The 24,467-nt window shown below is 44.0% G+C and carries 15 protein-coding genes; 12 read left to right on the top strand and 3 right to left on the bottom strand.

The annotated features are described in order from the left end of the window. Window positions 1-27: 27 nt before the first annotated feature. The 9 genes from AAEO56_RS10220 (at window position 28) to AAEO56_RS10180 (ending at window position 13,031) form a co-directional block, all read left to right on the top strand. The gene (locus AAEO56_RS10220; RefSeq protein ID WP_341696951.1) at window positions 28-2,427 is read left to right on the top strand and encodes a glycoside hydrolase family 31 protein; all 2,400 of its coding nucleotides are present in this window, start codon (window positions 28-30) and stop codon (window positions 2,425-2,427) included. Window positions 2,428-2,458: 31 nt separating this feature from the next. Next, window positions 2,459-3,274, top strand: coding sequence for a M48 family metallopeptidase (locus AAEO56_RS10215; RefSeq protein ID WP_341696950.1), 816 nt, complete (start codon window positions 2,459-2,461; stop codon window positions 3,272-3,274). 313 nt (window positions 3,275-3,587) lie between these two features. Continuing rightward, on the top strand, window positions 3,588-4,871 hold the full coding sequence (locus tag AAEO56_RS10210; protein WP_341696949.1) for an MFS transporter: 1,284 nt from the start codon (window positions 3,588-3,590) through the stop codon (window positions 4,869-4,871). A gap of 56 nt (window positions 4,872-4,927) precedes the next feature. Continuing rightward, window positions 4,928-5,665: a hypothetical protein gene (locus tag AAEO56_RS10205; RefSeq protein WP_341696948.1), complete on the top strand. Its 738-nt coding sequence runs from the start codon at window positions 4,928-4,930 to the stop codon at window positions 5,663-5,665. A gap of 140 nt (window positions 5,666-5,805) precedes the next feature. Next, complete coding sequence (locus AAEO56_RS10200; protein ID WP_341696947.1) at window positions 5,806-7,101, top strand: DUF6252 family protein; 1,296 nt, start codon at window positions 5,806-5,808, stop codon at window positions 7,099-7,101. A 198-nt stretch (window positions 7,102-7,299) separates the two neighbouring features. Further along, the gene (gene lon / locus AAEO56_RS10195; RefSeq protein WP_341696946.1) at window positions 7,300-9,750 is read left to right on the top strand and encodes an endopeptidase La; all 2,451 of its coding nucleotides are present in this window, start codon (window positions 7,300-7,302) and stop codon (window positions 9,748-9,750) included. A 108-nt stretch (window positions 9,751-9,858) separates the two neighbouring features. Then, entirely contained in the window at window positions 9,859-10,878 is a 1,020-nt protein-coding gene (gene porQ, locus AAEO56_RS10190) for a type IX secretion system protein PorQ (protein WP_341696945.1), read from the top strand. Between the two features lie 2 nt (window positions 10,879-10,880). Further along, on the top strand, window positions 10,881-11,573 hold the full coding sequence (cmk, locus tag AAEO56_RS10185; RefSeq protein WP_341696944.1) for a (d)CMP kinase: 693 nt from the start codon (window positions 10,881-10,883) through the stop codon (window positions 11,571-11,573). An 81-nt stretch (window positions 11,574-11,654) separates the two neighbouring features. Further along, window positions 11,655-13,031: a nucleoside permease gene (locus AAEO56_RS10180; protein WP_341696943.1), complete on the top strand. Its 1,377-nt coding sequence runs from the start codon at window positions 11,655-11,657 to the stop codon at window positions 13,029-13,031. A 163-nt stretch (window positions 13,032-13,194) separates the two neighbouring features. Here the strand turns inward: AAEO56_RS10180 and AAEO56_RS10175 are convergent, their stop codons facing one another. Continuing rightward, window positions 13,195-16,506: a T9SS type B sorting domain-containing protein gene (locus AAEO56_RS10175; RefSeq protein WP_341696942.1), complete on the bottom strand. Its 3,312-nt coding sequence runs from the start codon at window positions 16,504-16,506 to the stop codon at window positions 13,195-13,197. A gap of 138 nt (window positions 16,507-16,644) precedes the next feature. Further along, window positions 16,645-19,893, bottom strand: coding sequence for a T9SS type B sorting domain-containing protein (locus tag AAEO56_RS10170; protein ID WP_341696941.1), 3,249 nt, complete (start codon window positions 19,891-19,893; stop codon window positions 16,645-16,647). 297 nt (window positions 19,894-20,190) lie between these two features. Here AAEO56_RS10170 and rpsA point away from each other — a divergent pair, with 297 nt between their 5' ends. The 3 genes from rpsA (at window position 20,191) to AAEO56_RS10155 (ending at window position 23,690) form a co-directional block, all read left to right on the top strand. Beyond that, window positions 20,191-21,972 (top strand): 30S ribosomal protein S1, encoded by a 1,782-nt coding sequence (rpsA, locus tag AAEO56_RS10165; RefSeq protein WP_341696940.1) that lies wholly within the window; start codon window positions 20,191-20,193, stop codon window positions 21,970-21,972. Between the two features lie 366 nt (window positions 21,973-22,338). Further along, window positions 22,339-22,857, top strand: a complete 519-nt coding sequence (locus AAEO56_RS10160; RefSeq protein WP_341696939.1) for a hypothetical protein — start codon at window positions 22,339-22,341, stop codon at window positions 22,855-22,857. Window positions 22,858-23,150: 293 nt separating this feature from the next. Beyond that, window positions 23,151-23,690, top strand: coding sequence for a hypothetical protein (locus AAEO56_RS10155; protein WP_341696938.1), 540 nt, complete (start codon window positions 23,151-23,153; stop codon window positions 23,688-23,690). Window positions 23,691-23,710: 20 nt separating this feature from the next. Here AAEO56_RS10155 and AAEO56_RS10150 read toward each other — a convergent pair whose 3' ends face one another. Continuing rightward, window positions 23,711-24,400, bottom strand: coding sequence for a hypothetical protein (locus AAEO56_RS10150; RefSeq protein WP_341696937.1), 690 nt, complete (start codon window positions 24,398-24,400; stop codon window positions 23,711-23,713). Window positions 24,401-24,467: the final 67 nt, after the last annotated feature.

Raw genomic sequence — 24,467 nt, 5'->3', positions numbered from 1 at the left:
TTGAATTTTTGCACTTAAACAGCACATATGATAATTAACACCGAACTGGAACGCAAGGGTGATCTCTATCCCTCGAAAATAGTAAAATTCAATAAAGAGGTCGACAGCGCCTTTTTTTATACCGATAACAATGTAATCCTCAAGGTAACCGTATTCCGTGACAGCCTGTTGCGTTTCCGGTTCACTACGAAAGGCTATTTCAGCGATGATTTCTCTTATGCCATAGATGAGAACCACTCCCGTGGCTTCAATAAGTTTGAAGTTACGGAAGAGGATGAATATTATAAAATACTGACCAGCAAGCTGGAATGCCACATCCATAAAAGCGACCTGCGCACAGGGATTTACGACATTGAAGGTGCCGTTCTCCTCGAAGACGAGCTGGGCTTTCATTGGGAAGAGATCTACGAATACGGCGGCAATGTGGTGAAAATGAGCAAGGTCTCCAAAGACGGCGAGAATTTCTACGGCCTTGGTGATAAAGCTACCCACCTGAACCTAAAAGGTAAACGCCTCGAGAACTGGGCCACCGACCAGTATGCTTACCAAAAAGACCAGGAGCCGCTATACAAAGCAGTTCCATTTTACATAGGCCTTAACGGCAAGGATGCTTACGGTGTTTTCTTTGATAATACCTTCCGCAGCTTTTTCGATTTTTGCCATGAACGCCGCAATGTTACCAGCTTTTGGGCAGACGGCGGCGAGATGAACTATTATTTCTTCTACGGGCCGCAAATGCAGGAGGTAGTTACATCATATACCGACCTTACCGGAAAACCCGAGCTTCCGCCCCTATGGGCATTAGGTTACCACCAGTGCAAATGGAGCTATTATCCGGAAAGCAAAGTGAAGGAAGTAACCGCAAAATTCAGAGAACTACAAATCCCATGCGATGCCATTTACCTTGATATCGATTACATGGAAGGGTTCCGCTGCTTTACATGGAACAAAGAATATTTCCCCGACCCGAAACGTATGGTGGCCGAACTGGCAGAAGACGGCTTCAAGACCATCGTGATCATCGACCCGGGCATCAAGATAGACACCGAATACTCGGTATATAACGAAGGGATAGAAAATGACTATTTCTGCAAGCGTGCCGATGGCCCTTACATGAAAGGCAAGGTATGGCCGGGCGAATGCAACTTCCCCGATTATACCAACCCCGCAGTACGCGAATGGTGGGCCGGTCTTTTCAAAGAGCTTATTGCCGATTTTGGCGTAAAAGGCGTTTGGAACGATATGAACGAACCCGCCGTGATGGAAGTCCCCGGCAAGACCTTCCCTATGGACGTTCGTCACGATTATGACGGCCACCCATGCAGTCACCGCAAGGCACACAACATCTACGGTACCCAGATGGCACGTGCTACCTACGAGGGCGTAAAGCGTTTCTCGTATCCTAAAAGGCCATTTATCATTACAAGGTCGGCGTATTCCGGGGCGCAGCGATATACCTCGTCATGGACGGGTGATAACGTGGCGACATGGGAACACCTCTGGATTGCCAACGTGCAGGTGCAGCGCATGAACCTGAGCGGCATGGGCTTTACAGGAAGCGACATTGGCGGCTTTGCGGAGCAGCCTACCGGGGAGCTTTACGCACGCTGGATCCAGTTAGGCGTATTCCACCCATTCTGCCGTACGCATTCCTCAGGCCATCACGGAGAGCAGGAGCCATGGGCATTCGGGCAGGAAGTAATTGATGTTACCCGCAAGTTTATAGAATTGCGCTACCAGCTTTTACCTTACTTATATACCATGTTTTGGCAGTATATCGATGAAGGCCTGCCAATGCTCAAGCCACTGGTATATTACGATCAGGAAGACACTCAAACCCATTACAGGACGGATGAGTTCATTTTTGGGAACCACATATTAGTATGCCCGATACTGGAACCGAATGCGGTAGGGCGGAGGATGTATATCCCAAGGGGCACGTGGTACAACTACTGGACCAATGAAGTGGTGACGGGTGGTAAAGAACTATGGGTAGACACGGCTTTCGACCAGATTCCAATTTTTGTAAAGGCAGGCGCCATTATCCCAAAATATCCCATACAACAGTATGTGGGCGAAAAAGAGATCGAGGAGCTTACCCTGGATGTATATTATACAGAAGGCAAAGAAATTTCAATTGTGTTTGAAGATGCACAGGATGGCTACGATTATACGAAGGGACGTTATGCGCTCAGGACGTTTACCCTGACAGGCAAGGAGAAAAATCTCGTGATCAGGCAGCATAAAGAAGGTAAGTACATAACGCCATATTCTAACTTTAAGATTAACCTTACAGGCCTTCCGTTTATAGTGCAAAGCATTGAGGTAGACAACGAAACCGTTTCATTAGAAGATCTGAAATTAAATATTCACAATAGTTTAACTATAAGTAAGGATTTTTCTGAATTACATATCAAAGGTATTTAGTAAATTTGAATAAAATTTAATTATTTAAGATATGAAACGAAGTATGCTAACCTTATCGGCAATGCTGTTTATCCTGTTTTGCGCGTGTACTACAAACCCGTTTACAGGGAAAAAGGATTTTAATATCGTGTCTAACGACCAGATATTCCCAACGGCTTTTGCGCAGTACGACCAGTTTTTGACGGAAAACAAAGTGATAAGTGGCACAAGCCAGGCGCAAATGGTGAGCAATGTGGGTCAAAAGATAAAGGCCGCAGCCGAAAAATACCTGAACGCTAACGGCTACCAGGGCTATCTTGACGGCTACCAGTGGGAATACCACCTTGTACAAAATAAGGAAGTGAACGCGTGGTGTATGCCAGGTGGAAAGATAGTGGTATATTCAGGCATACTTCCAATAACAAAAGATGAGGCCGGGCTTGCTACAGTACTTGGGCATGAGGTGGCACACGCGTTGGTAAACCACGGTGCACAGCGTATGAGTGCAGAAACAGTAGCTCAATTGGGCGCTACAGGCGTTGCCGTTGCAACATCTGGAAAAACGGCCCAGACACAGCAACTGTTCCAGCAGGCGTATGGCGTTGGAGCGCAATATGGAGCGATATTGCCTTTTAGCAGGAAGCATGAAAATGAAGCTGACGAAATAGGGCTTACGCTTATGGCTATAGCAGGCTATAATCCTGATAAAGCGCTGGAGTTCTGGCAGAGGATGCAGGCGAATTCAACCGGTGGAGCGCCGCCTGAATTTATGAGTACCCACCCATCTGATGCTACGCGTATCAATAATATCAAAAGTGAAATACCAAAAGCCAAGAGTGCGGCTGCCAAATTTGGTGTAAAATATTAGAGTATAATATAAGATATAATCAAGCTGCCTGAAAGGGCGGCTTTTTTTTTGGGGGCGTGCCGCTTCCGCAAGCTACAGCGTCGGTTCGCCGCGGCGAATATATCCTATTGCTCCCCTGCGGGGGATGCCGCTTCCATCCCTCACGCAAACGTTTCAAAATTATACATACGTTATTAAAATGCTAAATAGCTGTAATCATAATTCAGGCTCAGAAGAAAATCTGCGGTCATCCGCCGAATCTGTGTCATCGGTGTTCCGATAAATTATTATTATTTCAAAAAATACATTAGTTTTGGTAACCAAACCAAACACTATGGCACAACTTGAAAAGGGCAGCAAAAAGCTCCTGAACGCCTGGGCTTTCTACGACTGGGCGAACTCCGTTTACAGCCTTGTTATTGCTTCGGCAGTATTCCCCATCTTTTATACACTTATCATCGAAAAAGGGGAAATGATCGATGTATTTGGCACTTCGATGAAGGGCACTGCAATAATCAGTTTTACAACTGCATTTGCATTTCTTATTGTCGCTTTTATATCGCCGCTGCTGTCGGGAATTGCCGATTATGCCGGAAATAAAAAATCATTCCTTAAAGCTTTTTGTTACATAGGGGCATTAGCATGCATTGGGTTGTATTGGTTTAATAAAGAAAACCTGTATTTGAGTCTTGTCTGTTACCTGTTTGGCCTTGTAGGCTTTTGGGGAAGCCTGGTGTTTTATAATTCCTACCTTCCCGATATTGCCCATCCGGAACAGCAGGATGCCGTGAGCGCCAAAGGATATTCAATGGGATATATTGGCAGCGTTATATTATTGGTGGGTGTCCTGGCAGTATTGCTTAACGTTGCAAATGAACATAAAATGCAGGTAATGCGGTTTTCTTTTGTAGCTGTAGGATTGTGGTGGATCGTGTTTAGCCAGTATACTTATTATTATTTGCCGAAAGGCGTTAAAAGAAATAAAGTAACCGGTGATGTCATGCTGAATGGCTTCAGGGAACTGCGTAAGGTTTGGCTTCAGCTCAAAGAAAACATCAGGCTAAAAAGATACCTCGGCGCTTTCTTTGTGTACAGCATGGCAGTACAGACCGTTATGCTTGCAGCAACTTATTTTGGCGCGGAAGAGATCAACTGGCCGGATGAAGGCGGCAAGAGCATGGGGCTCATCATCAGTATTTTGCTTATACAGCTGGTTGCAGTTGCCGGTGCGGTAATTACCTCCAAACTATCGGCAAAACACGGAAATATAAAAACCCTGATAGGGATAAATATCGTATGGGCAGTAATTTGTAGCTGTGCCTGGTTTGTAACTGAGCCGGTACATTTTTATATTACGGCAGCTTTTGTCGGCTTGGTAATGGGCGGTATACAGTCCCTTTCAAGAAGTACCTATTCTAAATTCCTTCCTGAGACAAAAGATACGGCTTCTTACTTTAGCTTTTATGATGTAACCGAAAAAATCGGCATTGTTATAGGCATGCTCCTTTACGGGGCGATAGACCAGGTCTTGCATAGCCAGCGGTACTCGGTTGTCTTTCTTACAGTGTTTTTTGTCATAGGGATTGTATTGTTATTGAGGGTGCCAAAAAAAAGTTAAAGCATTTGTTTTATTTTATATATTTGGCACACTAACCTATTTAACTAACCAATTTTATGAAATCAATAAAAATGCTGTTTGCAATCACACTGCTTTCAATTATAGGCGTTTCTTGTGATACCGAACCAACAGATCCGGTGCTTACCGAGCAAAATCCGGATGACAATAATCCCGGCGGGGGTGGCGGGAACAACAATGGCGGCGATGGCACCTATTGGCCATTGGCGGTTGATAATACCTGGTTTTACAACATTACCAATGGTACCGACCAGGATATGACAATAGGCGCTACGCAGACGATAGATGGAGAAACCTATTATAAGTTTGATGAATTCTTCGGCTCCAACGGCCCGGCATTTGCTACGGGCGATGCATATGCAAGGGTAGATAACGGAAGTTATTATGTAAGGGTTTCGGCTACTACCAACACGGGGATGAGTATTTCTGGTCTTAACTATATTATTTTTAAAGATTATCTTAATGTTGGTGAAACCTGGACAGATACCTTTACCCAAAGTATGACATTTGACATGCCTGGTATGCCCGAAATTCCGGATATGCAATATGAAGGGACTATTCTGGGTAAGATACTTGAGAAAGACATTTCAATAGAAGTTGAAGGCGAAACTTTTAACCATGTTATCCATGCACGCGTGACGCAGAGTGTTATGGGTGCCGAGACAGTATCAGACTACTGGTGGGCCAAAGACGTAGGCCCGGTAAAAATTATACTTACCGCATCTGACGGTGGCGATGATGTTATTGAAACACTGGAGTCTTACGATGTGAATTAAATAAAATACAGTATTTGAAACCGCTCCATCAGGGGCGGTTTCTGTTTAAAATATTTGTAGGTAGACTATTAACAAAATAAGGTTTTTATATTAATTTAATTCTGTTATATTTGAGACCTTAAAATAAAAGAAATTTTGCTATGAAAAAATTAAACTTTTTAACTGCTTTTATAATGCTGTTTGCGGCTATAGGGTTCACTTCGTGTGATTCTGAGCCGGTAGATCCGCTACTTATAGATAATGGCGAGCAGCCATCAGGACCTGCTTCATTTAAAGTAGATTTCAATGGAAGTACATTTGCAACTGCCCAGGCAACTGCTGTAGTAAGCGGAAATTCAATAGCAGTATCAGGTGTGAAATTGCCGAGTGGGGAAAATGTAAGCCTTATAGTACCGGGAACAACGACTGGTACCTATAATCTGGCAGATGGCGGGTTAATATCATACCAGCCGTCGATTACCACTATGTATATGTACACGAACGTAAATCCTTCTCTGGAAAGTGATCCTAACGGTACGGTTACTATAACATCTATCAATACGACAAACCATACCATATCCGGAACGTTTAATTTTGTGGGGTACAGGAATGATGTAGAAGTAGATGCACCTTCAATTACCTTTACGAATGGAGCATTCCAAAACGTTCCTTATACAGGTACTGTTGGCCCTCAGCCGGAGTCATTATTTAAGGTTAAAATTGACGGGGCACAGTTTACAGCTGATGATGCGCAGGCTACAATGGGTGTAGGATTGACATCTATAGCCGGTTTCAGAGGAGCGAATGGCGAATATGTAGCTATAGTAATAAATGCTACCGCTGAAGGTACTTATACGGATCTGGCAGTTTTATCTTATGCGGCGAGCGAAGATGATGATAATGTATACAGCAGCTTGTTGATAGAAAATGCCGGTACGGTAACCATATCGGATATAGATACAGTGAACCATACTATTTCGGGGACATTCAGCTTTAACGCAATTAATGATGCAGATGACGAAAAGGCATTTACTGAAGGAGTTTTTGATAATGTTCCTTATACAACTGATAACGCCACGGGTGACATATTTAAAGCAACTGTAGATGGTACAGCTAAAGATTATGCAAACAGTGTTATTACAAGCTTTATTGAAGGCGGAACCAGCCCTTTTATAAACATTCAGGGTGTTGATACTAATGGCTCGGGTATTCTTCTGGTAATATCCGATGACCTTGGAGCAGGTACATACGCGATCAGCAATGAATTTGGAAGTGATGCTAAGGGATTCTACATTGTTGACGAGGATACCACTCTTAGCGCATTAGAAGGCTCAGTTACTATTACTGCTAAAGAAGATGGGCATATCGTTGGTACTTTCCAGTATACTATTGTAGATGCTGGTGGTGGAGTTCCAACACATACTATTACAAATGGGCAGTTTGATGTAGAATATTAATTCTGACTATATTGCATTTAAATATATTAAAATCCGCTACGGCGGATTTTTTTATGGCACAATGATTGAAATATAGAGATTGCAAATTTGGCTGCCCTTGCCTCTTATGGCTGGCTCCCAGTACGTAAGAACAGTTTTATTTAGACAACACTGTTCGGATAACAAATATGTTTAATGACAAAATGACCTTTTAAGGATATGCCTAATCAAAAAATATTAAATATTGACAGTTTGTCACTTCAGGAACTTGACACGGATGCAGAATTAATTCCGTTAATGACCCCCGAAGATGAAGAAGAAATGAACAACGAGGAGTTGCCCGCTACGCTCGCCATACTACCATTGCGTAACATGGTGCTGTTTCCGGGCGTAGTTATTCCAATTACGGCAGGCCGTGATAAGTCGATAAAGCTTATCAATGATGCCAACGCGGGCGACAAAATAATTGGGGTAGTGGCCCAGAAAGACGAATCGGTAGAAGAGCCGGGGGCAGACGATATTAATCCAGTAGGTACCGTAGCAAGGATACTGCGGGTATTGAAAATGCCTGATGGAAATACTACCGTTATCCTCCAAGGTAAAAAGCGATTTGAGATTGATACTGTAACTACCGACCAACCGTACCTGAAAGCAACTACAAAAGAGGTAAGTGAAGTGAGGCCTGATAAAAAAGATGCAGAGTTCAATACGATCATCGAATCTATTAAGGAACTTGCCATCCAGATTATAAAGGAAAGCCCGAACATTCCCACAGAAGCTACCTTCGCTATAAAAAATATTGAGAGCGATTCGTTTTTGGTGAATTTTGTTTCATCGAACATGAACCTTTCGGTTAAAGAAAAACAGGACCTCCTTGCAATAAACAACCTGAAGGACAGGGCTCTTGAAACATTGCGTTACATGAACCTTGAACTCCAGAAGCTGGAACTTAAAAACGACATCCAGAGCAAAGTACGCTTTGACCTCGACCAGCAGCAGCGCGAGTACTTCCTGCATCAGCAAATGAAAACTATACAGGAAGAGCTTGGCGGTGTGTCGCACGACCAGGAGATCGAGGATATGCGCCAAAAGGGAAGGTCTAAAAAATGGAATGACAAAGTAAAAGCCCAATTTGAGAAAGAAGTTGCCAAGCTACAGCGTACGAATCCGCAGGCAGCAGAATACGGTACACAGCGCAACTACCTTGAACTGATGCTCGACCTGCCCTGGAACGAATACTCCAAAGACAATTTTGACCTGAAGCGTGCCGAAAAGATATTGCATAAAGACCACTACGGGCTCGATGACGTTAAGAAACGTATTATAGAGCATCTTGCAGTGCTTAAGCTTCGTAATGATATGAAATCTCCTATCATATGCCTTTATGGCCCTCCGGGCGTGGGTAAGACCTCTATAGGCAGGTCGGTGGCCGAAGCACTTGGCAGGGAATACATTCGTATTTCCCTTGGCGGCCTTCGTGACGAAGCGGAAATAAGGGGCCACAGGAAAACTTATATCGGTGCCATGCCGGGCAGGATTATCCAAAGCCTTAAAAAAGCGGGTACAGCTAATCCTGTATTTGTACTGGATGAGATAGACAAGCTGAGTGTTAGCAACCAGGGCGATCCTTCTTCGGCGTTGCTCGAAGTGCTGGACCCGGAGCAAAACTCCGAATTCTATGATAATTTCCTTGAAATGGGTTTTGACCTTTCGAAAGTGATGTTCATTGCGACGGCAAACAATCTTACGACGATCCAGCCGGCATTGCGCGACAGGATGGAGATCATCAATATGACAGGCTATACCATTGAGGAAAAAACTGAGATAGCCAAAAAACACCTGCTGCCAAAACAGATTGCAGAGCACGGCCTGAAACCAAAGGATGTACAGATAGGCAAAAAACAGCTGGAACAGATCGCTGTAGGATACACACGCGAATCAGGGGTGCGCGGCCTTGAAAAGCAGATCGCTAAAATGGTGCGGAATGTTGCCAAATGCATTGCGATGGAGGAGGAGTACAACGTGAAAGTTACCGATGAGGATATCGTGAAAGTACTGGGTGCCCCAAGGATGGAACGCGACAAGTATGAAAACAACGATGTTGCCGGTGTGGTTACGGGATTGGCCTGGACCAGCGTGGGTGGCGATATATTGTTTATAGAATCAATACTTTCCAAAGGTAAGGGCAACATGACCATGACCGGTAACCTTGGGACGGTAATGAAGGAATCGGCTACCATTGCCTTAGAATATATAAAATCGAATGCAGAGCAGCTTGGCATCAGCCCGGAAGTAATAACGAATTATAACGTACACATCCACGTACCGGAAGGCGCAACCCCAAAAGACGGGCCAAGCGCCGGTGTGGCTATGCTGACATCGCTGGTATCTTCGTTCACCCAAAAAAGGGTGAAAAAAAACCTGGCAATGACAGGCGAAATAACGCTCAGGGGCAGGGTATTGCCTGTAGGCGGCATCAAGGAAAAAATACTCGCTGCAAAAAGAGCGAATATTAAAGAAATTATCCTCTGTGAGGAAAACAGGCAGGATATTGCAGAGATCAACCAGGATTACTTGCAGGGGCTCACCTTCCATTATGTAAGGGAAATGGGCGAGGTAATTAAATTTGCCGTAACCGACCAAAAGGCTAAGAATGCAAAAGTGCTTTAAACACTTCAAAATACTCATAAAACGGCTAAAATTCTTAGCCGTTTTTTTATTTAAAAAATAATATCTTCGCAGTTGCGTTATAGTAAGCACAAAACGTATAAACAAGCAATGTTTAAAAACCGGTTACTTTATCTCTTTTTATTCTGTACCACTTTGTCTTTTAGCCAGATAGGAGGTAAGTATACATACCAGTTCTTAAACCTTGTCACCTCGCCGCGCCAGGCTGCTTTAGGCGGAAAGATCATTACGCTTTACGATTACGATGTCAACCAGGGCATTTATAACCCTGCAACAATCAATCCTGAAATGGACAACCAGCTTTCCGTTAATTATGGCAATTATTACGGCGAAGTTACCTATGGTACCGCCGCCTATGCTTATACATGGGACAGGCATGTACAGACATTCCACGCCGGGGTTAACTATGTGAATTACGGAACCTTTGAAGGCCGCGACGAATCGGGTATGCTCACAGGCGATTTTACAGGTAGCGAGATCGCACTTTCCTTTGGCTATGCTTTTAATATTCCTTATACTGATATTTACCTGGGAGCTAATGCTAAGCTGATATCCTCGACTTTAGAAAGTTATAATTCTTTTGGAGGTGCTATAGATATTGGCGGTATTTATATTGATGAGGTTAACGACATAAATATTGCGCTCGCCATCAGGAATGCCGGTACACAGTTTACTACCTATGCCGGCCTGCAGGAACCATTGCCGCTCGAAGTTATTGCGGGTATATCCCAAAAGCTGGAAAATGTACCGTTGAGGTGGCACATCACCCTGGAAAACCTGCAGCAATGGAACATTGCCTTCTCTAATCCGAACAGGGCCGAAGAAAATATCGATGGCGGCAGCACCCCGGAAAAAGTATCTTTTATAAATAATGCATTGCGTCACGTTATCCTTGGGGCAGAATTATTTCCGGGCAAGAGCTTCAATCTGCGGGCTGGTTACAACTTCAGGAGGTCTGCAGAACTTAGTATCCAGGATAAACGAACTTTTTCGGGTATTTCTGTCGGTGTAGGCTTAAGATTTAATAAATTGCGGTTCGATTACTCGTACTCAAGATATACCCTTGCAGCCAATACCAGCCTGTTTGGGCTAACGATAAACTTACAGTAGCCTTGGATAAAAAAATTACTATCGCCATAGATGGCTTTTCATCTACAGGAAAAAGCACCCTTGCCAAACAGGTTGCTGCCCATTTGGGCTATGCCTATGTAGACAGCGGCGCCATGTACCGGGCTATCACGCTGTATGCCATGGAAAATGGCTTCATATCCCCAACCCATTTCGATAAGCAGGGCCTGATAAAAAATTTACCGGATATTAAACTTGATTTCAGGTTTAATCCAGACGCAGGCTTTGCCGAGATGTATATCAACGGTCAAAATGCCGAGAAGAAAATCAGGACACTGGAAGTATCTTCACTGGTAAGCCATGTGGCAGAAGTGTCTGAAGTGCGCGCCAAGCTTGTAGAGCAGCAGCAGCATATGGGCGAGAACAAAGGCGTGGTGATGGATGGCAGGGATATTGGTACCGTAGTTTTCCCGAATGCCGAACTGAAGCTATTTATGACAGCCAGCCCCGAAACACGTGCCCAAAGGCGCTATGACGAACTTACCCAAAAAGGCGAGGCTGTGACCTACGAAGCAGTTTTGAAGAACGTACAGGACCGCGATTATATAGACTCCAACAGGGAAGATTCCCCACTCATACAGGCAGTTGACGCCATTGTAATAGATAATTCCACACTTTCCAGGCAGGAACAGTTTGAATTGGTGCTTGGCCTCGCAACAGAAGCGATCCAACTTTAACGATATAGTTGTTCCGAATATCTGTTTTTTATTATAGATTTACCGCCGTTAATAAAATGTTAATTTAACATAGAAGATTTTATGGGCATTAAAAACCGTCTTGTTATAATGAGCTTCCTCCAGTTTTTTGTATGGGGGGCATGGCTAATCACGATCGCGAACTACTGGTTTGGAACAAAACACTGGGACGGTACACAATTTGGGCTTGTTTTCAGCACCATGGGATTTGCTTCTATATTTATGCCTACGCTTACCGGTATCATTGCCGACCGATGGGTTAATGCAGAAAAGTTATACGGCATACTGCATATCCTGTATGCAGGGGCATTATTCTGCCTGCCAATGGTTGAAGATCCTACAACGTTCATTTACGTGATGTTTGTGGCAATGTGTTTTTACATGCCTACCATTTCGCTGAGCAATTCCATATCCTATACGGCCTTAAAACTTAATAACAATGACGTAGTTAAGGATTTTCCTCCCATTCGTGTATGGGGTACAATAGGTTTTATTGTAGCTATGTGGATAACGAATCTTACCGATAATAAAGCTACTGAATTCCAGTTTTATATAGCTGCGATAGCTGCGATTGCACTCGCCATTTATGCTTTTACACTTCCAAAATGTGAACCGCAGCGCCTTATTAAAGAAAATGCTTCGCTCGGCGAAACACTCGGACTTGGCGCATTTAAACTATTTGGCAATTACAAGATAGCATTGTTCTTTGTGTTCTCTATGTTCCTTGGTGGCGCGTTGCAGCTAACGAATGCCTATGGCGACGTATTCCTGGATGAGTTCAAGCATTTTCCAAAATATGCCGATTCATTCGTGGTAAAGTACTCCACCATCATAATGTCGATCTCCCAGATTTCTGAAACATTGTTTATACTCGCGATACCATTCTTCCTTAAGCGTTTTGGCATCAAACAGGTAATGCTTATAAGTATGTTCGCATGGGTATTGCGTTTTGGCTTATTTGCCTATGGCGACCCTACAACCGGCCTGTGGATGATCATATTATCTTGCATAGTTTATGGCATGGCATTTGATTTTTTCAATATTTCAGGTTCCCTGTTTGTAGAGACCAATACAAGCGCTAAAATACGCTCATCGGCACAAGGTTTATTTATGATGATGACTAACGGTTTTGGGGCCGTAATGGGAAGCGTCATTTCGGGTTGGCTTATTGACAGTTATTTTACAAGATCATTTAAAAGCACGACTGAGCTGGCCGCGTACCTTGATACTACAACGGATAATGCGGTTATGACAAAATTTTTAACGGAGAGCGGCACAAAAGTCGATGCGCAGGGAATTTTCGATACTGCTGTTACAATGAGGGAATGGCATGATATATGGCTATCCTTTGCTGCATATTCATTGGTTATCGCCATTTTGTTTGCCGTAATGTTCAAGCATAAGCATGATCCGGCTGTAGTAGCTGATGTAAAACATTAACTGTCAAACATCAGAAATAAAATTATCAGGCTGTCTTTTTAGGCGGCCTGTTTTGTTTGAATAAATTTTAGATAAAAATAATTGGGGGCGAAAAAACTTCGGATTTCAGTTTGTATTAGTGAAGCTCAGTCTAAAATCTACCTTCTGAAATCTGAAATAAAAATTACCGTATCAGCGAGAAATGCCCTCTCTTTTCTTCGCCATTTTGCCTTTTCACGACAAACCAGTAGTCGGTAGAGGGAAGCGGCACTCCATTTAATGTCCCATCCCATCCCGGGCTTTCAATGTCAAATCCGGTTATGAGCTTGCCATACCGGTCATAGATATAAGTCAGCATGTCCGGTTCCATAATAGCATATTTTATGCGCCATGTTTCATTGATGCCGTCACCGTTTGGCGTAAAGAATTTAGGATAGGTGAGTAGGAAGACAGGCCTGGTGGCGAGGCCGCATTCAAATTTGTCTTTTACAAAGACAATATAGGGGCCGGCGGCAAGGCCGGAAAAAGTATTGCTATCCTGGAAGTTGATGCCATCGACTGAATATTCAAAATTAGCAGCAAGTGTTTCGTCTTCCATTACCACGGTAATGCTATTGTTGTTATCCGTCCAGTCGGTAATATCGATATGGCTTATTACAGGAAGCGGGGATATGCTCACCAATACGGTTTTCTCGGCTTCGCATCCATTCTCGTTGGTGACTTTTACCGTGTGGCTCCCTGTTTGGGATACAATTATAGATTGCGTCGTCTGCCCGCCGGACCACTCATAGCTTGTATAACCGGGATCGGCTACTATTTCTATATCCTGTCCTTCACATGCTGTCCAGATGCTTTCCATTTGCAATTGTGGCGTGCTGTGTACAATAACATCAAACGAAGTGGTGGCTACACATGCTGTGTTATTGTTATACACCACCCTGGCATAGATAGTTGCCGTAGCCGATTCATATATGGCTGCCAAAGGATTTTGGCCGCTGTCAGCATCATCCTGCGAAATGTGGTAGGTTATAGCCACTAATGCAGGATCCTGCCCGTCAAGTATTATGGCGTCCTGTTGCGACAGACTGAATGTTTCTTTACCGTCATTACCCTCATCACAAACCTCAAGGTCGCCCGGCTGTACTGCTGTAACGAGCGAAGGGAGGTCGGCCACATTAAAAGTCTGTGTCTTAAGATTGCCGCACAGGTCGGTTACCCTTATGACATAATAGGCCGTATCCAGCGCATTGAAAATATTATTTTGCCCGTTGTTTATATAGAAGGAAGTATCGCCGTTCTTGCTGATTATTTCATAATTGATGGGTGCAGCGCCCTCTACATCTGCCTGCACGTCGCCAATGGCGCCGGAACAGGTAAGGCTCGCTATCCTTGTTATCTGCAGGTCGTTCAGGAATTCAAAATCATAGAGTTCTTCCGTGCAAAGTTTTTTTGTCCCTACACTGCCGCTTGGGAACGACTGGAACAATTTCATAACGCGGTACTGACCGGTTTGAGTAAGGCTGGGTACTGTGCTGTTGTTGGTAAGCTGTAATGCGTTTATAGCGTCATACGGCCCGGCAGCGGGTTCTGACGCACCCGTAACAGGATGGCCCCATGTTCCGGTAACGGTATTGTATTTTTGCAGCCAGAAGGAAAGGAATGCCACTGCATTACTGGCATGGTGCATTTCGAGGTCGAAAGACCCGCAATGCCTTATCAGTTCAAAATCGTTCTGCGTGACCGAGTACGCGTTTAGGGTCGCGTTTCGCGTTATGCCTGTCTGGCATTCGGTATCTGCAATAAAACTGTAATTTCCCGGTGGCAGATCGTCCATGTAGAACGTATTATCTACAGTTGATATATTAAAAGAGACATCATAGGGAAGGGGCTCAGTAAAGGCAGCAGGCGCTGAGGTAATCTTTACAAGGGTCAGGGCGCCTCCGGTAGAGCCGAGCGTAACGCTTGCTTTTCCGGGTGTGCAGTCGGGCCGGGCCAGCGGTGTACCCACCGAACCGGGTGCCTGCTGAATTTCAAAATGCAGTGGCGGCCATACATTGCCACATGTGTCAACAAGAGTTACAACATATTCCCCGATAACAAGGTCATTTATTTTAAGCCCATCATCCTCTGTGATAAACTCCGATACATCATTGGGCAATCCATATTGATCTTCATATTCCTGGGGCGCTTCGGTCACTGTGGCAACATCAATTATAAAGCCCGGGATATTAATTTCTACACGGCCGGTGCCACCGGTACAACCGGCATTAAATACGCTGGCTATAGGTTCTACCTCAGGCTCAACATACTCGGCCTCCCCGGTACCCGTATGCCCACAGGAATCTGTAATGCTGTACTTATAAAGGCCGATAGGCACGGGGTTTTGCTCATCGCCATACGTTACTTCGGTTTCAGTAAAAGGGCCGGGATGTCCCGGGTTGAAAGCTGCAGGGTTAAATCCGTCCGGTGACTCAAGGAATGTAATGGTATAGGGCGGAATGTATTTGGCGGGTGTCAGCTTCAGCGCTTTGAACCCGCAGCCCATATCATCAAATACAGGGCTGATAGCAAGCTTTTGGTCAACAAGTTTATTTTCGGCCAAATATACTGTCCCACAAGGGTCGACTACTTTTATATCATAATAATAGGGCGTGTCATAATAAAAGGATATTACCTGCCGTACATCCGCTTCCTGAGGCCCGCCAGCAGCTACCGACTGCGTATACACCAAAGGCGCTCCGCCGCCCGGAGGATATACTGTTATGGTAACTTCCAGCGGATAGGCCATATCAATGTTGTTGGAAGAGCTTACCCTGTTGTTAACGGTTATCTGGTCGCAAGCAGGTAAGGTCACGTCGGGAAACAGGCTAGGGCCTATTGCCAATACAGCACTGTCTGAAAACACTTCGTGGGTAATCACATTTCCCGAACCGCAGTTGTCAACCACCCTCACGCTATAGTTCCCGGCAGGGAGATTATTAAATATACTGGAACTTTGCGGTGGCCTTATTACAGGGCCCACAAGTATTTCATAGGTAACAGCAGTGCCCGATGTTACTGTTATTGTAAGCGAACCATCAGGGCCGCAATACGCATTTACGTGATTTATCTCATACGCGAGCGGTATTGTATTATCTTCAATAGATACCTGTTCCTCATCAGTTACCGGACTGCCATTTACAATTTGGGTTGCGACCACCAGGTAGTTTCCGTCGACAAGCCCGGTAACTGACGTATTGGAGTTGTCAGAGATCGGGGTAGTAGTATTTGGCAGTGCATATACTTTGTAATTTACAGGCACCCCGGAGGCAGCATTTTCAACAGAAAACGTCATAGAGCCATTACCGGGGCAAAGCTCATCAGTCTTTGCTACAGTAAGAGTAAAATCCTGCGCAGCTACAGGTGCTGCAAAAAATAGCACAACAGCCACGCGGATATAATGGCATAGCGCTATTGCCGGCAGGTGCCTGTAATATTTTTGCAGGTAAATATTCATAGCAAAAAATTAAGTTTATGCTTAATTATTCTGCTAAAGATATTATTAATAGCAACAAGTTAACAATATCTGTTTATTTTTAACATAAAACTAAATTTTTGTTTGGAATATAAATTATTGTTTTTGCCATCAGTATAGTTATCTCACAATTGCAAAATGCCCCTTCAGTTCCCTGCCGTCTCCGCGCTTCACAATAAACCAGTAATCATCCGCAGGCATTACCCTTCCGTTGAAAGTACCATCCCAGCCATCGCTAGTGGCCCCGAAGTTGGTAATCAGTTTTCCGTAGCGGTCAAATATCTGAACGGTAAGCCCCGGCTCCAGCACGGCAAATGCAATACGCCACCTGTCATTATTACCATCGCCGTTTGGTGAAAAATATTTAGGGTAGGCCGCAATCATAACCTGTTTCTCATCGGGAGGAAAGCACCCGAACCTGTCGCGTACATATACGGTATGTATACCGGAAGGAACATTAGTCAATATAGACTCGTCCTGGTAATTTATACCGTCAAATGAATACTGGTAGGCAGATGTATCTGTCCCGTCTGTAAATACGGTAATCGTATTGTTGTTATCGGTCCAGTCCGCAACTTCCAGGTTTGTTATCATCGGCTGGTTTGCCACCACGGCAGATACCGTTTTAGAAACTTCACAAATGTCAGTCACGGTCACAGTATAGTCTCCCGGTTCTGTAACGGTAATGCTTTGGGTCGTCTCGCCTGTAGACCAGCTGTAGGCCGGGTAGCCGGAATCAGCAGTTATCGTAACGGGCTGGCCGTTGCACATTCCCCATGTATCAGCCATTTGCAGCTCAAATGCCGGCCTTGAGATAATACTAAAAGAACTCGTACCAAAGCATAATGGGTTTATGATCCATTCTACACGGGCATATATTGTTGCCGAGCCAGAAGAGGTATAGTTAGTCGGTAGGGGATTACTACCCTGGTCAGCATCCTGTTGGGTGGCATGGTAGGTCACTATGGCAATATCAGGGTCTACATCGCCAAGTACGGCATCGTCCTGTGAGGACAGGTCGAAAATTCCCGAGCCTTCACCAGCCTGGTCGCAGTATAAAAGATCATCAGCCACGCTGGCAGTGATAAGTGGCGGAAGTTCAGCGATATTGAATTGCTCTACGCGGAATTCGCCACACGCATCGGTTACCCTTAGTACATACAGCGCCGATTCCAGACCTGTGAAAATATTATTAGTGCCATTATCTACATAAAAAGACGTGTCATTATCTTTGCTTATGATCTCATAATGTGGGTCGATCCCGGTCGCATTCACTTCCACTTCAAAATCTTCGCCTACACAGGTACGGTTATAGATACTTGTGATGCCCAAAACATTATAAAATTCAAATTCATACACTTCCTCTATACAATTCTTTTCTGTTTTACCTAAACTGCCCATGCAATAGGATTTTTGCTGTTTCAATACGCGGAATTCGCCATTAACGGTCAGGCTATTGTTTGTGGCCGAAAGCGGGAAAGCGTTAATTGCGGTAAGTTCATCATTTTCGGTATAAGCTGTGCCGGTATTAGGATGCTCCCAGGAGTCGGTCTCCTCATTATACCTTTGCAACCAGAAGCTCACCGATTCGCCAGCGTTAGAGCTATAGGCGATATTTATACTAAAATCGTCGCAGGTTGGTACAACAGCGATAGAATTTGTGGTAACAGAGAATGGAATTATTTCGACGGTTTGCGTATACCCATTTTGACATTCTGTATTAACGGAAAAGGTATAAGTGCCGGGTGCAAGGCCGTCCATACTGAAGCTGCCGTCAAAAATATTGGCAGTAGCAGTGTAGGGAAGAGTGTAGCCAAACCCCGGCGGGGCAGCTGTTATAGTTACTGCGGTAACTGCAGGCTGTATTAAAATAGTACCTAATCCTGCCGTACAGTCAGGGGCTGAGGTATATTCCGGTGCAAGGGGGGCAAATTGCGGTATGTTAACTACAATATCATCATAACTATTGCCGCACGAATCGGAAAGGTCGAAAGTGTAATTGCCGGGAGGCAGGCTCGAGACCGTAAGCCTCCCGTCGTTGGTTATATTTGCGGATACATCGGCCGGGGTTGCGCCGGAATAGGCAGAAGGCGCTGAAACAAGGGTGCCGCTTTCAAATACAGCATTGCCCGGCACCTTGAGGGTTACCCTTCCAAGCTGTGTCTGGCAATTGTTGTTAACGGCATTAATTATCAGTTCAGGTGTTTCCGGCTGCACTATTTCGCGGTTAAAGCTGTCGGTATGGCCGCAGGCATCGGTTACTGTAATCGAATAGGAACCTAAAGGCATTGGGTTGCTTTCTGTTCCAAATACTGCGGGTCCGGTGTAGGGGCCGGGATAAGAGCTGTTATAATCTGCGGCTGCAAATCCGGCTGGAGCAGAAGTAAATTCTAGCGTATAGGGAGGTACCAGATTTGTGACATTTACAGTAAGGGTTTGGCCGGTACAGGATACCTGCGCAACGCCCGCAGTAGCTCTTAATGCCACATCTGCAGTACCATTTTGCTGGTACACATTGCCACAAGGGTCGGTTACCCTGATGCTTACCTGGTAATTTTGGGAATAATAGGCGATGGGCTGGGTAACTGTAAGCAATGACGAATCGCCGGAAGCTATATTTTGATTGTACACCAGATTCGCGCTGCCATCAGGAGGTGTCACCGTTATTTGTACATCCAGCGGATATACAATACCTGATGCCGTGGGCGTGCTCACGGTAAACTGGGCATTTACTGTGTTGCAGGAAGAAAAAACGGTATCCGGAAATTCCGGCCCGGCCAGTGTTAATGTCGTTTGCTCTGTAACAAAAGTATGTGTTCCTGTAAAACCGTTTCCGCAGGTATCTGTTATACGCACTTCATAAGTCCCTGAAGGTATATTGCTGAAAACATTCGAAGATTGCGGAGGCGTGGTAACTGGGCCCGAGGTAATCTCATACGTTGCGGGAGATCCTGCCGTAACGGTAATAGTCATATCGGTTCCGGTATTGCAGGTGGCCGTGGTATTGCTTATATAAAATTCTATAGGAACGTAAAGCGACCCGATAGTGGCATTAGCCTGAGCGGTGGTAGTATTGCCGCCAATTTGCTGTGTTGCCGTAACGAGGTAGTCTCCATCCTGCAGCGCCGGCACATACGATTCTGTACTGTTCCAAACCGGTATTGTTGTTTCCGGCAGCAGGTAGACCTTATAGACTACCGGGGCTGCCGGATCGGCATTAGCTACCGAAATAGACAACGCTCCGTAGCCGGGACAGGTTTCGTCGGTTGGGGTTACACTTACGGTAAGCTGCGCATACGATATCCCAGTCAGCAAAAGCATTACTAGTATAAAAGTGTATCTATTGGTAAGGAGGGTAAAATTTCTCATGCAATTTGTCTTCATTTACAGTGGTTTACGGCAATTTTTTTCTTTGAATAAAATAAGTGAATAAAAAACCGGCAGTCTGTTAAGGTGGTTGTAAAGAGTGTTAACTAAAACCTATATTTTTCATTAGGATAACTTTAAGAGTAATGTTTTGTAAATCAAAAAAATATCATACCTTTGCGCACCTTTTGGCAGTACAGGTTTCCTTAAGGTTTTAAATCATTTTTATGTAAAACACTTCTGCTGTTTTGCTGCTGCACGAAACCCGGTAATACACAGGATACAAATTTTTAAATCAGCATGTCTGAACAAACAAAAACAAACGAGGAATTTCTACAGGAGTTTAACTGGCATAACTTCGAAGAAGGTATTGATCCGGTAGACGAGCAAAACCTAAGGGAATTTGAAACATTGGTTGAAAAGACTTTCATTTCAACTGACAGTGATGAGGTAGTAGAAGGTACAGTAGTAAGGATCACTGACAGGGACGCGATTGTTGATATCAATGCTAAATCTGAAGGTGTTATCTCCCTTAACGAATTCCGCTACAACCCCAACCTTAAAGTAGGTGACAAAGTTGAAGTGCTTATCGACGTTCGCGAAGATAAATCAGGACAGCTTGTTCTTTCTCACAAGAAAGCGCGTACTATCAAGGCTTGGGACAGGGTTATCAGTGCTAACGAAACAGGAGAGATCGTTAATGGTTTTGTAAAATGCAGGACTAAAGGCGGTATGATTGTAGACGTATTCGGCATTGAGGCTTTCCTTCCTGGATCGCAGATCGATGTTAAGCCGATCCGTGATTACGACCAGTACGTTAATAAAACTATGGAGTTTAAAGTTGTGAAGATCAACCACGAATTCAAAAACGTAGTTGTTTCGCACAAAGCGCTTATCGAAGCGGATATCGAAGTACAGAAAAAAGAAATCATCGGGCAGCTTGAAAAAGGCCAGGTACTTGAAGGTGTTGTTAAAAACATTACTTCATACGGTGTGTTCATCGACCTTGGAGGTGTTGACGGACTTATCCACATCACTGACCTTTCATGGAGCCGTATCAATCACCCAAGCGAGGTTCTTGAATTAGACCAGAAACTTAACGTGGTTATACTTGACTTTGATGACGAGAAAACAAGGATCCAGCTTGGTCTTAAGCAATTGAACGCACACCCTTGGGATGCGCTTGATAAAAACCTTGCAGTTGGTGACAAAGTTAAAGGTAAAGTAGTGGTTATTGCTGACTACGGTGCGTTTATCGAGGTTGCTGAAGGTGTTGAAGGCCTTATCCACGTTTCTGAAATGTCTTGGTCTACGCACCTTAGGTCTGCGCAGGACTTCGTAAAAGTTGGCGATGAGGTAGAAGCAGTTATCCTTACACTTGACAGGGATGACCGTAAAATGTCTCTTGGTATCAAACAGCTTTCACAAGACCCTTGGACTGACATCACATCTAAATACCCTGTAGGTTCACGCCACACAGGTATCGTAAGGAACTTTACAAACTTCGGTATATTCGTAGAGCTTGAAGAAGGCATCGACGGATTGATCTATATCTCAGACCTTTCATGGACTAAGAAAATCAAGCACCCAAGTGAGTTCGTAAACGTAGGTGATAAACTTGACGTTGTAGTTCTTGAGCTTGATGTTGACGGACGTAAACTGTCTCTTGGCCACAAACAGACCCAGGCTAACCCTTGGGATAAGTATGAGGATTCTTTCGGTGTAGGATCAGTTCACACAGGAGAGATCGCTGAGATCGTTGACAAAGGAGCTACTGTAGAGTTTGGTGACGATATCGTTGCTTTCATCCCTACACGCCACCTTGAAAAAGAAGACGGAAAAAAACTTAAAAAAGGCGAATCTGCTGAATTTAAAGTAATTGAATTCAATAAAGAATTCAAAAGGGTTGTTGCTTCGCACACAGCTACTTTCCGTGATGAAGAAGAGAAAAATGTAAGGAACCAACAGGAATCTAACAACAACAATTCTTCTTCGAACAATGCTGAGAAAACCACCCTTGGTGATATCGATGCACTGTCTCAATTGAAAGAAAGAATGGAAAAAGGAGAGAACAACAAATAATCCTTATCCTCTTTAAATATGAAAGCCCTTCCGGAAACGGAGGGGCTTTTTTTGTATCGTATGTTAAACGTGCGAATGTGTCATTATGAGCGGAGGAACAGAGTTCGGCAATCTTTCTTCAGCATGAGTGAAGTTCCAGAATACTCAAAGGCGTGAGGGTAAAAACGAATATTAACTCAAATAGAACATTGCTTCATCAGGAGCTAACGAATTATAACTTATCGATAATTCCTTTCAAAAAAATAATATTCGTATTACAAATTTTGATAGATTTGGCAGCGGTTAAAAATATCTTTTTACCGGGGGAAAATGAGCCGAACAGAAACCCGCGAACGATAGTAGGCATAACCAATAATAAACCAACCAATGAAATTTTCAAAATTACTCGTACTTGCAGCAGTACTGATGACCCTGGGCGTTAGCGCACAGAAAAAAACGCCGGCGGCAAAGCCTGCAGCTAAAACCACAAGCGCCAAACCAACCAAAGCGGAGACAATGGATTGGATTGCAAGTAAGCTACAGGAAAACCTGGCTGTGCCAAGGAAATTTATTTCCTACAGCAACGGCCTTTTTGTGTATTCAAAGCAAATGAACTCAGGGGATGTTTGCACAACGACAATCGACCTTAATAAAGTTACCGGCTTAAGTAATGAGTATTCTGATGATTTCTTTATGTCAGGCAAGCAACTGGGCAGTGCAAAGTGCGGCGACGGAAGTTCCAATCAGTTTGAGTACATGTCAATAGCAGGCCCAAACTATAATGATTACAGCGCACCCTTCAATCTTACTCCGGATCAAACTCTTGTAGAGCGATTGAAAAAAGCGTTTGCTACACTTGTAGAGTACAATGGTACATCTAAAAAAACGACGGGAGAGAAATTCTAGTCCGACAGAAAACAGTAAATAAAGCCACCTCTTGCAGGTGGTTTTTTTATTGATGCCTGAGGTTGTTGTAATGGCAAAAATCAGAAACCTAATTTACTTTAAAGAAAGAGCAGTTAATCGTTTGTTTATCAGGTGTTTTTAAAAGACTATGCATGTCAGTTCTTGCCAAACGAAAACAAAATTACACTAACGACTAATAACCGTTGTCAACTGCAATGAGGGATTTTTATATGCTCAACTAATGGGAGTAAACGAAAAATTCATAAATTAGTGATTCTAATATCCTACTAACTATGAAACACTTACTACTTTTCGCAATCTTATTTGCAGGCGTTACAACAACTGCGCAAACCTATCCGAAATACAACAACCAAACCGGCAACAGTAAAGCCGTCAAGTCTGAAACACCTAAAAAAGAAACTGCTGTAAAAGTTATTGATGAGGTTACTATAAGAGGAGATAGCAAACCTAATGGCGACTTCCAGGAATTAATGGAAAAAGCTGTAGTACAGAGCAAGGCCCGCAGGTACGAAGCAGCTGTAAATATCTATAGCAAAGCGCTTGAGGTAAGCAACGAAGAGCAGGCGTGGAGGGCGCTGGTGTCACGTGCAACTAATTATCAGATGATGGGACAATCCGATAAAGCTATGGCTGATTACACCACCATAATCGATGCGCAAAATGCCCCTGAAAAGAATCTGGCGTATGTTTATTCCTGCAGGGCAAGGCTGGCACAGGATAAGAACGACATGGCAATGGCATGTGCCGATGTAAAAAAAGCAAGGGAACTTGGCCTGCCCGAAGGAGCAATGCAGGGAATTAATTGTAAATAGTTCTGCGGTAACAGTGTACCTTAATGCTTACTTTTTCGCGGGACTTGCTTTTTAAAAGTTGCTTTCATAACACGCGTGAGTTCCTCCATGGCGCTTTGACACAAGATGAATGCCTCTTTAGGCTCTATTTCAGATGGATCATTTGCTTTGGTATCGGTATTATTTGTAACGGAGATAGAGGTGTTGAGGGTTTGCTTTCCTGTTTTGTTGTATTTTTTGATGGTAGCATGTGCAAGCATGCGTGCCGGATCACCCGGTTTTATTCCTTTAATTAGCTTGAAATCTATGGCTATGTACATTGTTTCGTCGGTTATTGGTAACAGCTGCCCAAGTTGTCCCGCCGCAAAATCAGTATCCTCAATATAAATTATTTTATAGCCCGCCGGCGATGTGCATTCCAGTGAGCTAAAATCGTCATAGTACCTGGGGCGGAAAACTTTGTATCCTCTATCTTTTATTACTGTAGTCTCCGGGAGCAACGCATACGATTTGTTCGGGAAATGTACAAACAGCGAATCGCGGAACCGGTTTACCAGCGGCTTCAGGTCAAATATATAGTCGCCCACAATGTCATAAGAAAACGAAGCATCCTTTCCGAAATCATTCAGGTCAATCCTGTTTTCAATATATAAGGAGGCAAGGGCGACTTTAGTTTGTGCCCAGGCAGGCAGGGTAAAGGTTACCAATAATGCAAGTAGTGTTTTTTTCATTATGCCGTTTTAGGTTGTGGCAAAGCCTGTGCAACTATTATGCCACCTGAGGATATAAAACAAAAAA

The organism is Flavobacterium arundinis (assembly GCF_038289855.1).
GTDB classification, from domain to species: domain Bacteria; phylum Bacteroidota; class Bacteroidia; order Flavobacteriales; family Flavobacteriaceae; genus Flavobacterium; species Flavobacterium arundinis.
This window is presented reverse-complemented; position numbering and strand designations above follow the sequence as displayed.